Source organism: Anoxybacillus sp. ST70, assembly GCF_019553625.1.
GTDB classification, from domain to species: Bacteria; Bacillota; Bacilli; order Bacillales; family Anoxybacillaceae; genus Anoxybacillus; species Anoxybacillus gonensis.
This window is the reverse complement of record NZ_JAHZOF010000001.1, coordinates 350,292-364,281: the sequence shown is the minus strand read 5'-3', so window position 1 is coordinate 364,281 and position 13,990 is coordinate 350,292. Positions and strand designations below refer to the sequence as shown.

At 44.8% G+C, this 13,990-nt stretch carries 14 protein-coding genes and 2 riboswitches; of the genes, 8 read left to right on the top strand and 6 right to left on the bottom strand.

The annotated features are described in order from the left end of the window. Nucleotides 1-2: 2 nt before the first annotated feature. A complete protein-coding gene (locus tag K1I43_RS01915; RefSeq protein WP_033383314.1) occupies nucleotides 3-797 on the bottom strand; it encodes a carbon-nitrogen family hydrolase in 795 nt (264 codons plus the stop codon). 97 nt (nucleotides 798-894) lie between these two features. Between K1I43_RS01915 and K1I43_RS01910 the strand changes: the two genes are divergently transcribed. From K1I43_RS01910 to K1I43_RS01890, 5 genes are all read left to right on the top strand, one after another. Continuing rightward, entirely contained in the window at nucleotides 895-2,067 is a 1,173-nt protein-coding gene (locus K1I43_RS01910; protein WP_019417265.1) for a pyridoxal phosphate-dependent aminotransferase, read from the top strand. An 89-nt stretch (nucleotides 2,068-2,156) separates the two neighbouring features. After that, nucleotides 2,157-2,264: riboswitch (SAM riboswitch) on the top strand. 59 nt (nucleotides 2,265-2,323) lie between these two features. Continuing rightward, the gene (mtnW, locus tag K1I43_RS01905) at nucleotides 2,324-3,547 is read left to right on the top strand and encodes a 2,3-diketo-5-methylthiopentyl-1-phosphate enolase (RefSeq protein WP_019417266.1); all 1,224 of its coding nucleotides are present in this window, start codon (nucleotides 2,324-2,326) and stop codon (nucleotides 3,545-3,547) included. Beyond that, nucleotides 3,544-4,200 carry a 2-hydroxy-3-keto-5-methylthiopentenyl-1-phosphate phosphatase gene (locus K1I43_RS01900; RefSeq protein WP_033383316.1) on the top strand — a complete coding sequence of 219 codons (657 nt, stop codon included), beginning with the start codon at nucleotides 3,544-3,546 and terminating at the stop codon, nucleotides 4,198-4,200. The genes mtnW and K1I43_RS01900 overlap by 4 nt, the downstream gene beginning before the upstream one ends. After that, a complete protein-coding gene (locus K1I43_RS01895; protein ID WP_009362523.1) occupies nucleotides 4,197-4,805 on the top strand; it encodes a methylthioribulose 1-phosphate dehydratase in 609 nt (202 codons plus the stop codon). The genes K1I43_RS01900 and K1I43_RS01895 overlap by 4 nt, the downstream gene beginning before the upstream one ends. Nucleotides 4,806-4,817: 12 nt before the next feature. Beyond that, on the top strand, nucleotides 4,818-5,354 hold the full coding sequence (locus K1I43_RS01890) for a 1,2-dihydroxy-3-keto-5-methylthiopentene dioxygenase (protein ID WP_009362524.1): 537 nt from the start codon (nucleotides 4,818-4,820) through the stop codon (nucleotides 5,352-5,354). 8 nt (nucleotides 5,355-5,362) lie between these two features. On the opposite strand, the gene K1I43_RS01885 is transcribed toward K1I43_RS01890, so the two are convergent. The 5 genes from K1I43_RS01885 to K1I43_RS01865 all read right to left on the bottom strand — a co-directional run bounded on the left by K1I43_RS01885 (nucleotide 5,363) and on the right by K1I43_RS01865 (nucleotide 11,109). Then, complete coding sequence (locus tag K1I43_RS01885) at nucleotides 5,363-6,214, bottom strand: DMT family transporter (RefSeq protein ID WP_009362525.1); 852 nt, start codon at nucleotides 6,212-6,214, stop codon at nucleotides 5,363-5,365. A gap of 12 nt (nucleotides 6,215-6,226) precedes the next feature. Continuing rightward, nucleotides 6,227-6,961 carry a ZIP family metal transporter gene (locus tag K1I43_RS01880; protein ID WP_026011593.1) on the bottom strand — a complete coding sequence of 245 codons (735 nt, stop codon included), beginning with the start codon at nucleotides 6,959-6,961 and terminating at the stop codon, nucleotides 6,227-6,229. Nucleotides 6,962-6,963: 2 nt separating this feature from the next. After that, entirely contained in the window at nucleotides 6,964-8,382 is a 1,419-nt protein-coding gene (locus K1I43_RS01875) for an ATP-binding protein (protein WP_019417269.1), read from the bottom strand. Between the two features lie 502 nt (nucleotides 8,383-8,884). Then, entirely contained in the window at nucleotides 8,885-9,403 is a 519-nt protein-coding gene (locus K1I43_RS01870; RefSeq protein ID WP_019417270.1) for a type II toxin-antitoxin system PemK/MazF family toxin, read from the bottom strand. Between the two features lie 284 nt (nucleotides 9,404-9,687). Beyond that, complete coding sequence (locus K1I43_RS01865; RefSeq protein ID WP_136260318.1) at nucleotides 9,688-11,109, bottom strand: amino acid permease; 1,422 nt, start codon at nucleotides 11,107-11,109, stop codon at nucleotides 9,688-9,690. Nucleotides 11,110-11,242: 133 nt separating this feature from the next. Then, nucleotides 11,243-11,421, bottom strand: a riboswitch (Lysine riboswitch). 161 nt (nucleotides 11,422-11,582) lie between these two features. Between K1I43_RS01865 and K1I43_RS01860 the strand changes: the two genes are divergently transcribed. Genes K1I43_RS01860 through K1I43_RS01850 form a run of 3 tightly spaced genes read left to right on the top strand, consistent with a single transcriptional unit; the run spans nucleotide 11,583 to nucleotide 13,983 of the window. Further along, a complete protein-coding gene (locus tag K1I43_RS01860; RefSeq protein ID WP_220382617.1) occupies nucleotides 11,583-12,299 on the top strand; it encodes an ABC transporter ATP-binding protein in 717 nt (238 codons plus the stop codon). After that, the gene (locus K1I43_RS01855) at nucleotides 12,296-13,327 is read left to right on the top strand and encodes an ABC transporter permease (RefSeq protein WP_019417273.1); all 1,032 of its coding nucleotides are present in this window, start codon (nucleotides 12,296-12,298) and stop codon (nucleotides 13,325-13,327) included. Before K1I43_RS01860 ends, K1I43_RS01855 begins: the two co-directional genes overlap by 4 nt. An 8-nt stretch (nucleotides 13,328-13,335) precedes the next feature. Further along, nucleotides 13,336-13,983, top strand: coding sequence for a TetR/AcrR family transcriptional regulator (locus K1I43_RS01850; RefSeq protein WP_019417274.1), 648 nt, complete (start codon nucleotides 13,336-13,338; stop codon nucleotides 13,981-13,983). The last annotated feature ends 7 nt before the right edge of the window (nucleotides 13,984-13,990 follow it).

The following is a 13,990-nucleotide window of genomic DNA, read 5'->3' as shown; positions in this document are numbered from 1 at the left end:
TGTCAATCCTTTTTTTCAAAAATTTTATACACGTCTGGGCGACGATCAGCAAAAATCGGGATGCGTCCGCGCACATGTTGCACTTCGTTTATGTCAATATTCGCCGCAATGACCGTTTCTTGTTCGTCCCCTTCAGCGAGCACGTTTCCCCACGGATCGATGATCATCGAATGACCAGCAAATGTGTTGTTCGGGTCTTTTCCAGCGCGGTTGCAGGCGACGACGTAACATTGGTTTTCAATCGCTCTCGCCATTAATAACGTACGCCAATGATGAAGGCGAGCAAGCGGCCACTCCGCGACGACAAATAGCACTTCGGCTCCGTGAAGCGCATGGGTGTGAATCCATTCTGGAAAACGAATGTCATAACAAATGACGCCTGCGCACGTCGTGTGAGCGAGTTGAAAAACGTGTAACGTCTCCCCAGCGTGTAAATACATATGTTCATCCATCAATTTGAACAAATGAAGTTTACTATATTCGCTAACGACATGACCGTTTCGGTCGACGACATACATCGTATTCGTCATTTGTTTGTCTGTTTTTTTCGCTACCGATCCGCCGACAATATGCACATCGTACGTGCGCGCAAGCGAGGAAAGAAACGTTTTTGTATCTTCGCCGTTTTCGTCGGCGATGTCTGTTAATCTCGTTAAATCGTATCCTGTCGTCCATAGTTCTGGCAATACGACGACGTCGACGTCACGCGCCATTTGTTCCATGTAGCGCACGATCGTTTGTTTATTTTTTTTAGGCGCTCCAAACGCAATGTCCATTTGTATACAAGCGATATTCATTTCATTCACCTCGAAAAATTTTCTTTACATTTTGATTTTTACGATATATGATACATGACTAGAATTTCAACCTTTTTGTGAAGTAGGTGTGCGAAAAATGAAAACATTTCCGCAATCGAACTTGTTACAGCAACTACCGAAGCAATTTTTTGCTTCGCTCGTTCAAAAAGTCAATGCGGTCATTGCTGAAGGGCATGACGTCATTAATCTTGGGCAAGGAAATCCGGATCAGCCGACCCCTGCTCATATTGTAAACGCAATGCAACAGGCGGTCGCAAAGCCAGCGTACCATAAATATTCCCCGTTTCGCGGGTATTCGTTTTTGAAAGAAGCGGTAGCGACGTTTTACAAACGGGAGTATGGGGTAACCATTGATCCAGAAAAAGAAGTCGCCATTTTATTTGGCGGCAAAGCTGGGCTCGTTGAAATGCCGCTTTGTTTATTAAACCCCGGCGATGTCGTGCTCGTTCCCGATCCCGGTTATCCGGACTATTGGTCGGGCGTTGTGCTTGCGCGGGCGCGCATGGAAATGATGCCGCTGCGGGCGGAAAACGACTTTTTGCCCGATTATGAGGAGTTAAACAAAGACGTCGTTCGTCAAGCGAAATTGATGTTTTTAAACTATCCGAACAACCCGACAGGTGCGACAGCAACGGAATCGTTTTTTAAAGAAACCGTTTCGTTTGCTGAAACATACGGCATTGCTGTCGTGCATGATTTTGCGTATGGGGCGATCGGGTTTGACGGGAAAAAGCCGGTCAGCTTTTTACAAGTCGAAGGGGCGAAAGACGTTGGCATTGAAATTTATACGTTTTCAAAAACGTACAATATGGCAGGATGGCGCATCGGCTTTGCGGTCGGCAACGAAAGCATGATCGAAGCGATTAACGTTTTGCAAGATCATTTGTATGTGAGCATGTTCGGCGCCATTCAAGAAGCGGCAGCGGTCGCGCTTTTACAGTCGCAACAATGCGTCGATGAGCTTGTCGCCACGTATGAAGCAAGACGGAATACGTTTATTCGTGCATTAAACGACATCGGCTGGAACGTGCAAGCGCCAGCAGGTTCTTTTTTTGCGTGGCTTCCGGTGCCAAAAGGATATACGTCCGAAACGTTTGCCAATCTTTTACTTGAACAAGCACATGTCGCCGTTGCCCCAGGCATCGGCTTTGGAGAGCATGGGGAAGGATATGTGCGCACAGGGCTGTTGACAAGCGAAGAACGGCTGAAAGAAGTAGCAGAACGAATCGGACGATTGCAACTTTTTTAAAAAATCATTGACAAAATGAGAGACTGCTGTCATAATTCGAATTAAATTTATGAAAAACGAACCATTCAAAAAATTTCATACATTGCGAATTCTTATCAAGAGTAGGCGGAGGGACGAGCCCGATGAAGCCCGGCAACCGACTTAACGAACGTTAAGCACGGTGCTAATTCTCGCAGCAATCAGCTGAGAGATAAGAAGAGACGAACGATTAGCCTCTTCTTATGAAGAGGTTTTTTATTTGTAAAGGAGTGATACGATGATTACGGCAACATATTTGATTCATGATGACAAAGATTTGGCGAAAAAAGCGGAAGGGATTGCGCTTGGTCTTACGGTAGGATCGTGGACCGATTTGCCGCAACTTGAACAAGAACAGTTAAAAAAACATAAAGGGGTTGTAGAATCGATTGAACAGCTTGAGGAAGATGAGCGGGTCAATACGTATTTCGGGAAGCGATTCAAACGGGCGCTCGTGCGCATTTCGTATCCGAGCGTCAATTTTAGTGCCGATTTTCCAGCGATTTTGACGACGACGTTTGGCAAATTGTCGCTTGATGGAACGATTAAACTTGTTGACCTGACGTTTTCTGACGAATTAAAACGAGCATTTCCTGGTCCGCGCTTTGGCATTGATGGCATTCGTGAAAAGCTTGGCGTCTTTGACCGTCCGCTTGTCATGAGCATTTTTAAAGCGGTGATCGGTCGCGATTTGCGATATGTGACCGAGCAATTAAAACAGCAAGCGCTCGGCGGTGTCGATCTTGTGAAAGACGATGAAATTTTGTTTGAAAACGACTTGACGCCGTTTGAAAAGCGCATCGTCGCAGGAAAAGAAGCGTTACAAGACGTGTACGAACAAACAGGGCATCGGACGTTATATGCGGTCAATTTAACAGGGAAAACGTTTGAGCTAAAAGAAAAAGCGAAGCGGGCGGCGGAGCTCGGCGCGGACGTGTTGTTGTTTAACGTGTTTACATACGGGCTTGATGTATTGCAAGCGCTTCGCGAAGACGATGACATTCGTTTGCCGATCATGGCGCATCCGTCATTTAGCGGCGCGATCGCTTCATCGCACGTATATGGAGTGAGCTATGCGCTTCTTCTTGGCAAACTGTTGCGCATGTCAGGAGCGGACTTTTCGCTTTTCCCATCTCCGTACGGAAGCGTAGCGCTTGAAAAAGAACAGACGCTTGCGATTGCCGACGAACTGACGAAAGAAGAGCCGTTCGTCCGCGCGTTCCCTGTCCCATCGGCCAGCATTCATCCGGGACTTGTGCCGCTTTTAGTTCGCGATTTTGGCATCGATTCAGTCATTAACGCAGGCGGCGGGGTGCACGGTCATCCAGCCGGAGCGGTTGGCGGCGGGCAAGCGTTTCGAGCGGCAGTCGAAGCGGTGCTTTCAGGGCGTTCGCTTCATGAAGCGGCAAAAGAAAACGAACCGTTGCGACAAGCGCTTCATTTATGGGGGAGCGCATCATGAAGCCTGTCATTTTTTGCGACTTTGACGGGACGATTACGTTAAACGATAACATTATTGCGGTGATGAAACAGTTCGCCCCACCGGAGTGGGAAGCGATCAAAGACGATATACTTGCGCAAAGATGTTCCGTACAACAAGGCGTTGGGCGCATGTTTTCCCTTTTGCCGTCGTCATTGAAAGAAGAAATTGTGCAATTTTTGCTTGACACTGCCCGCATTCGCGACGGATTTTCCGAGTTTGTCGCATGGACGAAACAACAACATATGCCGCTTTATATCGTCAGCGGTGGCATCGATTTTTTCGTTTATCCGTTGTTAGACGGGTTCATTGAAAAAGAACGCATTTTTTGCAATCGCGCGGACTTTCGCGGCGAAACGATTCAAATTACATGGCCGTATGCATGCGATGAACATTGTCAAAATGAATGCGGCTGTTGCAAGCCGTCTCTTCTTCGTAAACTCGCACCAAAAGGGGCGAAAACGATCGTCATTGGCGATTCGATTACCGATTTAGCGGCGGCAAAATTAGCGGATCATGTCATCGCCCGCGACTTTTTGCTTGAAAAATGCCGTGAGCTTCATTTACCGCATACGCCGTTTACGACGTTTTATGATGTCATCGATGCGTTAAAAGAAAGCGAGGTGATCGCATGAGGCAAAAAAAATGGGAAGAGCTTGCGGAGGTGAAACGAGAACTAGCGGCGCGCGACTGGTTTATGGGAACAAGCGGCAATTTGTCGCTCAAAGTGAGCGATGAGCCACTCACGTTTCTTGTCACTGCAAGCGGCAAAGATAAACGAAAAGAGACGGCGGAAGATTTTTTACTCGTCGGTGCCGACGGACAGCCAGCGGAAGCGACGTCTCTCAAACCGTCAGCAGAGACGCTTCTTCACGTCCACATTTACAACAAAACGAACGCTGGCTGCGTTTTGCATGTGCATACCGTTGACAACAACGTCATTTCCGAATGGTACGGCGATGAAGGAGAAGTCGTTTTTACGAATCAAGAAATCATTAAAGCGTTCGGGTTATGGGAAGAAGATGCGGTATTTCGCATTCCGATTATTCCGAATTTCGCCCATATTCCGACGTTGGCGAATGAATTTGCCAAACATGTGCATGAAAGTAACGGGGCGGTACTTATTCGCAACCACGGCATTACCGTTTGGGGAAAAGATGCGTTTGAAGCGAAAAAATGGCTAGAAGCGTGCGAGTTTTTATGTCAGTACCACGTCAAATTATTACTTTTAAAACGATAAGGGGGAGTAAGTATGGCAGTGATTAAAGTGCGCAATACAGGAGAAGTGATTGAAGGAAAGGAAAATGTCGCTGCGTTTTTAAATAAGCAAGGTGTGTTGTACGAACATTGGGATGCAAGTAAACTTCCAACGCATCTGCAAAACAAATTTGTATTAACAGACGAAGAAAAAGCGGACATTTTAGCCGCGTTTCAATCCGAAATTGAAGATTTAGCGAAGCGAAGAGGCTATCAAGCGTGGGACGTTGTTGCCCTCTGCGAACAAACACCAAATTTAGAAGAGCTATTGAAAAAATTTGAACAAGTGCATACGCACACGGAAGATGAAGTGCGTGCAATCGTCGCAGGACATGGCATTTTCGTCATTAAAGGAGACGAAAACACAGGATATTTTGACGTGGAACTTGAAGCAGGAGACGTCATTTCCGTGCCAGAAGGAAATCCACATTTCTTTACATTAATGGACGATCGTCAAGTCGTTGCGGTTCGGTTATTTATCGATCCATCCGGTTGGGTTGCCCATCCATATGAAGAAAAAGAAGGGGAATAACGCCCCTTCTATTTTTTTGTAAACAATATGACGCCTGCAATGGTGACGAATGAGCCGATCCATTGGGGCAACGTCAACGTTTCCCCAAGCAGTATGTATGCAAATAAGGCAGTAAAAAGCGGATTAAAATTTAAAAACATGCCTGCTGTCGTAGCACCGACCCGTTTGACGCCGACGTTCCAAAGAAACATCGCAAGCACCGTCGCCCCGACGCTCGTATATAAAAGCGCAAGCGAAAAGGAGACGTTGACGTCATGAACGGAAAAAGAAGAAAGAAACGGCAACAATCCGATGACCCCAAATACGCCAGACCAAAACGTCGCCGCAAGCGGAGAGTACGATGTCATTACCGCCTTCGCACAAGCCGAATAAACGCCCCACATGATGACCGCTGCGATCATCCATAAATCGCCGATGTTTACATCCGCTAAACGATGCAATTGCCCGTGCGTCATGACGATGAGTACGCCGATCAGTGAAACGATCATCGCGAGCCATTGTCGTAACGTCAGTTTGTCACGATAGACGACATAGGCAACGAGCGCGATCGCCATCGGATTTAACGTCGAAATTAAACCGACATGATCCGCTGACGTATAGCGAAGCGCTTGAAACATCAACACGTTAAACAACACAACGCCCGAAAGCCCCATCGCAATCAAAGGAACGATGCCGCGCGTTTGTAGGCGGATCGATCGCTCTTTTTTTAAAACGATCGGAAATAAAAAAAGGACTGCGATCGTCCAGCGAATAAACGTCAACGTGAGTGGGGAGGCGTGAGCGACAAGCAATTTGCTTGCGACAAAGTTTCCTCCCCATAATGCGCTTGTCAATAAAAGAAGCATATAATATTTCGACATGTGGATCATCCTTTAAAATGTTTCAATTAAAAATATCATCACTAATAGTCCGATAATAAAAGCGTACGTTGACGATTGTTCATTCCCATCGCCATGGCTTTCAGGAATTAATTCTTTATAAATAATAAACAACATCGCTCCAGCCGCAAACGCTAATCCGTAAGGGACGAGCGCATCGACGACAGACGTTAAATAAAAGCCGATGACGGAAGCGACAAGTTCAATCATTCCTGTCCCTGTTGCCATCAAAAACGCTTTTCCTTTTGAAATATGTTGGTTAAATAAAAAAAGCGCAACGAGCAATCCTTCAGGCGCGTTTTGGAAGCCGATCGCAAGCGCAATTAAATCGCCAATATGCGTTTGTTCGCCGGAAGCGTAGCTCACGCCGACAGATAGTCCTTCTGGAATGTTGTGAAGCGTAATTGCCGCAAGCACAAGCAACGCTTTTTTGTCCATTTTTACGCCGCTTTCAGTATGCGCTAAATCGATGTGCGGCACGATTTTTTCAAGAAACGTTAAGGCGAGCACACCGACGCACAATCCAACTGTTAAGGCAAGAAACGTTCCGGAAGAAAGCGCTTCTGGAATTAATCCAAGCATGGACGCGGCCATCATGACACCTGCTGTAAAAGCGAGCAACATGTCGCGCCATTGATGTGTTAGCGAGCGCGACAAAAACAAAATAGGAACAGCGCCAGCTCCTGTGGCTAGCGCAGATAGCGTGCTTCCGATCAGCATGTCGACCATAATCATCCTCCTAACGGAAAACGAACAGTAATCGTCGTTCCTTTCTTTTCTATGCTATGAATGTCGATCGTTCCTTCGTGCATGTCTATAATGCGTTTACATACGACGAGCCCAAGCCCTGTCCCTGTTTGTTTAGACGTGACAAACGGTTGAAATAGCTTGTCGCTCACATGTTTCGGAATGCCGATTCCTGTATCTTTGACGTGCAATATGCCGAAGTTTCCTTGTTTTTCGAGAGAAATGGTCAGTTCGCCACCATGCGGCATCGCTTCTATCGCATTTTTTGCTAAATTTAAGACGACTTGCTTCAAATGGTCTTTCGAACAACGAATCGGAAGCGGTACGTCTGCACGTTGAAACGAATAGATGACGTTATGGAAATGCGCTTGCGACTCAATCATCGGATGAATGCTTTGGACGATATGATTTAAATCGCACATTTCGAGCTTTTGTGCCGTCGGTTTGCCGAGAATTAAAAATTCGTTGACGATATCGTTAATGCGTGTAATTTCGTTTTGAATGACGGAAAAATAAAGTTGTGATTCGTTATCTTTATGTTTTTCACTTAATAGTTGAATAAACCCTTTAATGCCAGCGAGCGGGTTGCGAATTTCGTGCGCCGTGCTTGCGGCAAGTGTACCGATGAGCTCAAGCTTTTGCGCTTCCGTTTCCATTCGTTCGACGATCGTTTGCCGTTTTAATAGCGAATATTGAATGAACAACCAAATAATATGGATGATCACAATAAGCGACAAGATATAAGGAAGGGAAGCTTGTATCTTTTGTTTCATATTGACGTGCGGCACGTTCGCTTCAATCGTCCATGGCGCTTGATTTAAATGAACGCTTACCGTTTGTTGTGATGCTTGAAGTTTGTTTGTCGCAAGAAGAACCGCTCCATGTTCATCATATAAACGAAAAGAAGTGTTCGGATAAACGATTTTCATGCGATGCTTCATATACTCTGTGCGCAACTCCGCCACGAAAAAGCCAACCGTCTCGTTCGTCTGCTCATTGATAATCGGCGTGATAATTGTCGGTATCCGATTGCTGTCGATCATCGTCTGTTTCGTCAGTTTCGCTAAGCGCATCGTCGCATTTGTACTTTCAGAAACGAACGAAATGCGTTGAAAACGAACGTCTTGTTTTTGCATTTGTTGCAATATGTCGTTTATTTCTTCCTTTTTTAATGTCGCAATATGTTTGCTTACAACGAACGCTAACGTTTCAAGGCGAACGGTCGTTTCCATTAGAAAACGGTCTAAATCATTTTTATGTATATTTGCAAACAGTTTCGTTTCTTCAAGCAACTGTTGTTGCTGTTGTTCGTCCTGCCAAAGCAAAATCCATACGCTGCCGATGACACACGGCAACATGACAAACAAGACGTACAACCATCGCTTTTTTCTCTCTCTCCCCATATATGCTCCCTCAACAAAACAAAATTCAAGGAATATTATAGCATAAATATGAGAAAAAGACGGAAAAAATCATTGGTGTAAGCAGGGGATTTTTGCTCGAATAGGAAGGATGAAAAATAAAAAGACTAAATTGTTCGTGTACGGAGGAATTGTAACTGATCCATTCGGCTAATCAATGACCATTTATTATTCTTTGCTTGTCCGAAACAATGCAGGGAGACGAAAAATATGAACCCCCAGCACTAAAGTACTGGGGCAAAAGCGATGATTTCCCCGCTAACGAGGTGAAATGGCCTGCGACGTGGCAGGCAACTTATCATTAGTTTATGATTCTATTGACGGTAATATGCAAAGAGAGGAACCATTTAGGCTCCTCTCCGTTGCAAAAACAAACGAATCCACGTTTTTTTACGTGTGAAATAGTCTGTGACGAGACAGACAACTTATTTTGTAATCTAAGTATAGAAAAAAACTAGGGAAATGTCAATACGCTGTAAGTTCGTTACAGGTCAAATACCCACTTTACACGGTTCATAATCTTATTTAAGTCATCATCGTTTATATTGCCGATATGTTGTTTTAATCGTACTTTGTTGACGGTCGTTAATTCTTCCACCTTTACCGCGGAAGTCTGCGCTAAAAACGGATACACTTCCTTTTGAAGAAAGTAATGTGTCTTTAAACGAGGTACTACCTTGGTTTTTCCTTTTCGATCTGTAATCGTTTTTGTTTTTAACTTTGTCGACAGAGGAGCTATCTTAACGCTTCCAGATGTACGGTTAATCCAGTCATTGGAAATAACAAGCACCGGTCGCTCTCCATTTTGTTCTGTGCCTATATTTTCTCCGAGTTCACAAGTGAAAATAGCTCCTCGTATGATTGGGCGCTTCATTTGTGTTTGCTCATTCTCAATCCATTCATTTGCTAAAGCAATCTTCTTTGGATGCCATTCATCTAGTTTTTCCTTTTTGTCCATTTTTTTCAAACGTAAACGTTCGCGTTGAATTGTATCTGCTTCCATCTTCTCCTACGTCCCCCTCGTTTTATATATCACGCTCATGATTGTATCACATTTCAACAACCGTTCAATCGGATTCAAGACGGTGGAAGAAAGAGAAAATGGAGTACAGCGCCTTCGCCATGATCAAGGAATGCTTGCAACAGGTATTCATGCAGAAGTCACTATTTCAAGTTGCATGTATATGACAAAATCACCTTCTTCAACTTGCCAATGATATACTGTGAGCAGCTGAAGAAGGTGGGCTTTTTCTTGCCAGCGATATGTTCAAAATGACGGGGGATTTGTTATGCCGACTGTTTTTGTTTGTTCGTTTCTTCGCTTTGTTGTTTGACAACAAGCGGGTAAAAAAGCAAGCTGCTTGCAAGCAAGGCGATGCCGAGTAAAAATGTTTTCATATCGGCTGTTCCGGCTTTCACAAGCCAAATGGAGTAAACGGTCGCAAGCACGGCGATCGTTCCGTCGATCATTCGTTCTTGCATCGTGCGATACGTTTCTCCTGTCCAAACGAGCTTCAATTGGTAAACGGAAGCGATGACGTATGGAACGAGATACGATAATGTCGCAATGTAAATGACGAAATCAAACGCTGCCGCCATCGAGTTGGAAATCGTTGAAAAAATGAATAGTTGCGCAATCATATTCGAGACGATTAAAGAAAAGCGCGGCATTCCGTTTTTATTTTCTTGTAAAAAGGCGCGAATGAACAACTGTTGTTTTGCGGCTTGATACGGCACTTCCGCACTTAAAAAAATCCAACCGAGCGTAGAGCCGATTAAGCTAATTAAACCGAGCCCGGCAAGCAGTTGCGATCCGATCGGTCCTAACACTGTTCCAATCGCATCGACGAGCGGTTTTTCCGACTGCATGAGCACCTCTTGTTTTAACAATCCCATCACGAGCACGCTAATGCCGACGTAAATCGCTAAGGCGATAAATAAACCGACAATGGTCGCGCGTTTCACATCGCTTTGTTTGCGCGCGCGCGAAGCAAAGACGATCGCCGATTCAATACCGATAAACGCCCAAAGCGTGCTTAATGCGACGTTGTTGATTTGCGAAAGAAGACCGAGCGTATGCCCTGCTTCATCGTAACGCGGAGCAACAAACGGTTGGATATAGCTTTTTTCAAAGGCGAACAATCCGATCACAATGAATAAGAAAAAGCCAAGCACTTTCGTTGCTGTTGCGACGAAATTTAATTTTCCAGCGTTTTCGGCTCCTTGTAAAATAATCGCATGCATCACCCATAAAAGTGCTGTACAAACGAGAAACGTCAGTAAATTTCCAAGTTTTAACGTCAATGAACCAGCGGAAAAGACGACATGTTCGCTCGTTAAAACAGGGAAAAACGTTGATAAGTAACTAGCAAACGTCGTAATGATGGCGACGTTTCCAGCAACGTTTCCGATCCAATAACCCCAAGATGACATAAAGCCGGATAAAATCGACGCATTTGAACCTTTTGGAAACAGCTCTTTCGCATAAATTTGCGGTCCGCCATTTAATTCTGGTTTTCGAATCGCTAAGTTACCAAAAATAATCGCAATCATTAACACCCCAGCACCCGTCAACAGCCATCCGAGCAACACGCCAGCAGGGCTTGCGGCTTCCGCAAGCGAACGAGGAAGCATAAAAATACCAGATCCGACCATGTTACCGACAACGAGCGCTGTCAATACCCAAAAGCCGAGTTTTTGTTGTTTCATGTTTTTCATCCTTTCGTTCATAAAATATACGGTGCATACGGTAGAGCGCTGTTGTCGTGCACTTTTTTAAATAAAAAAGTGCACCCTAAGTTTTCAACGGGTGCACAATATATGACACATCCGCATCAAACTTAAGATCGATAGCTCTCCACCGCATGCGCGATGACAGTCCTGCACCTATTCGGCAACAGGCCCAGCTTATAGCGTCAGAGCACGCTATAAACTTCGGCGACAAATCCTTTCATCTCACTTCCTCGACGTCTCTGCGCCTCCATGAAACTACTATTATTTGCCGCGACCTCTATCTCATCTTAGTTGACGAGAAAGATTTCGTATGAAATTGACGTTACTATCGTACAAAAATCTTTTCGTTTCGTCAATGAAAAATTTTTCGCACATATGTACAAGGAGGAAGTGGAACGTATATAATTAAAGTGAGTACTCACTCACTTTAATGAAAGCGAGGGAACATGATGGCAATTCAATTGCAACGTGTAAGTAAACAGTTTCATAAAAAAGAAGTCATTCATGACGTGTCACTAGAAGTAAATGAAGGAGAAATTTTCGGCATCCTCGGTCCATCTGGGGCGGGGAAAACGACGCTCGTCAAAATGATCGCAGGCATCGATATGGCGACAGAAGGGACGATTCATGTGCTCGGTGCGCGCATGCCGAATTTGCAAACGATGGCGCGCCTCGGATTTATGGCACAATCCGATGCGCTATACAGCGAGTTAACGGCACTTGAAAATTTAGACTTTTTCGCCTCGATTTATGGACTAAAAGGGAAGAAGAAAAAAGAGCGCATTGAAGAAGTGTTGCAGCTTGTCAATTTAACGGACGATAGGAAAAAAGCGGTTCATCAATATTCTGGCGGAATGAAACGCCGTCTTTCGCTAGCGGCCGCGCTTCTTCATGAACCGGAAGTACTAATTTTAGACGAGCCGACCGTCGGGATCGATCCGCTTCTTCGGCAAGCGATTTGGGAAGAACTTGAACGCATTCGTCAACGCGGAACGACGATCGTTGTGACGACGCACGTCATGGATGAAGCAGAAAAATGTATGCGGCTGGCGATGATTCGCGACGGACGGTTGATTGCCGTCGGCAGTCCAGACGAATTAAAGAAACAAACAGGCACAACGACGTTAGAACGAGCATTTTTACATTTTTGGGGGGCATATGCATGAGAATTCAAGCGATTGTCGTTCGCATTATTCGTCAGTTTTTTCGCGATAAACGAACGCTTGCGTTAATGATTGTTGCACCGATGTTTGTATTGTTTTTAATGGACTTAGTGTTTAACGGAGAACAATATGAACCGCATATCGCGGTTGATGCAAACGTGCCACAGCCGTTGCAAGACGCATTAAAACAAGCGGATGCGCATGTGACGACGATGACAAAGGCGAAGGCGATGGACGAACTAGATGAGCAACAAATTGATGCGTTTATTGAAATGAAGGAAACCGCTTTCCGTCTGACGCTTGAAGGAAGCGATCCGTCCGTCAGCAAAACGGTGCTCATGACGGTGCAAAAAGCAGCACAAACGCTTATGCCGCCGACGAAACAACCATTTGCGATCGACACGGTATATATGCACGGCTCAGAAAACATGGCGTTATTTGACAATTTCGGTCCGGTATTAATCGGCTTTTTCATTTTCTTTTTCGTCTTTTTAATTGCAGGGGTGTCGTTTTTGCGCGAGCGGACGAGCGGCACGCTTGAGCGTTTGTTAGCGACGCCGTTAAAACGATGGGAAATTGTGATCGGTTACGTCATCGGCTTTGGCATATTTACGACGATTCAAGCAAGCCTTATTTCTTCGTTTGCGATTCACGTATTAGACATGATGATGGAAGGGTCGTTTTCGTATGTGCTGCTCATTACGTTTTTATTGGCGATGACGGCGCTCACGTTAGGGACGTTATTATCGGCATTTGCGAACAACGAATTGCAAATGATTCAATTTATTCCGCTCGTCGTCGTTCCGCAAGTTTTTTTCTCAGGGTTGTTTCATTTAGAAACGATGGAGCCGTGGCTTCGTTCCGTTAGCTTCGTCATGCCGTTATATTACGGGGCAGATGCGTTAAGGGAAATGATGATTCGCGGGAAAGGGTTTGAAGCGATCGCCTTCGACGTATACGTTTTAATTAGCTTTTCGCTTTTATTTATGATATTAAATGTATTAGTATTAAAGAAATATCGAAAGTTGTGAGGGGTACGATGGACGAACGACAACAGTTGTTTCATTTATTAAACGTCGATGGACAACAGTTAAGCGAAAAACAAATCAATATTTTACAAGCGGCCATTGACATGTTTGCAGAAAAAGGATACGCCGCGACGTCGACGAGCGAAATTGCGAAGCGGGCAGGGGTAGCGGAAGGAACGATTTTTCGTCATTATAAAACGAAAAAAGATTTGTTGTTGGCGATCGTTAAACCGACGGTATTTCAATCGGTTGCGCCGTTTTTAGCGAAAAAGTTTGTGAAAGACGTATTTGAAAACGAATATGAACATTATGAGCAGTTTGTGCGGGCTGTTTTTCAAAATCGGTACGAATTTGCGAAAACGTATTTGCCTGCGATTCGTATATTATGGCAGGAAATGTCATTTCACGATGACATTAAAGCGCAGTTTCAAACAATTTTTATCAATCATGTGTACGAAAAGTTTAAACAAATTGTCGAGCATTTTCAACAAAAAGGGGAGCTTGTTCCACTTCCGCCGGAAACGATTATTCGCTTGACGATTACGACAATCGCAGGGTTTTTACTCACTCGCTTTCTTCTCATGCCCGACGGTCCGTGGGATGATGAACAGGAGATGGAGCGGACGATTCAGTTTTTGATGAATGGACTAAAAGCCTAATCCATGT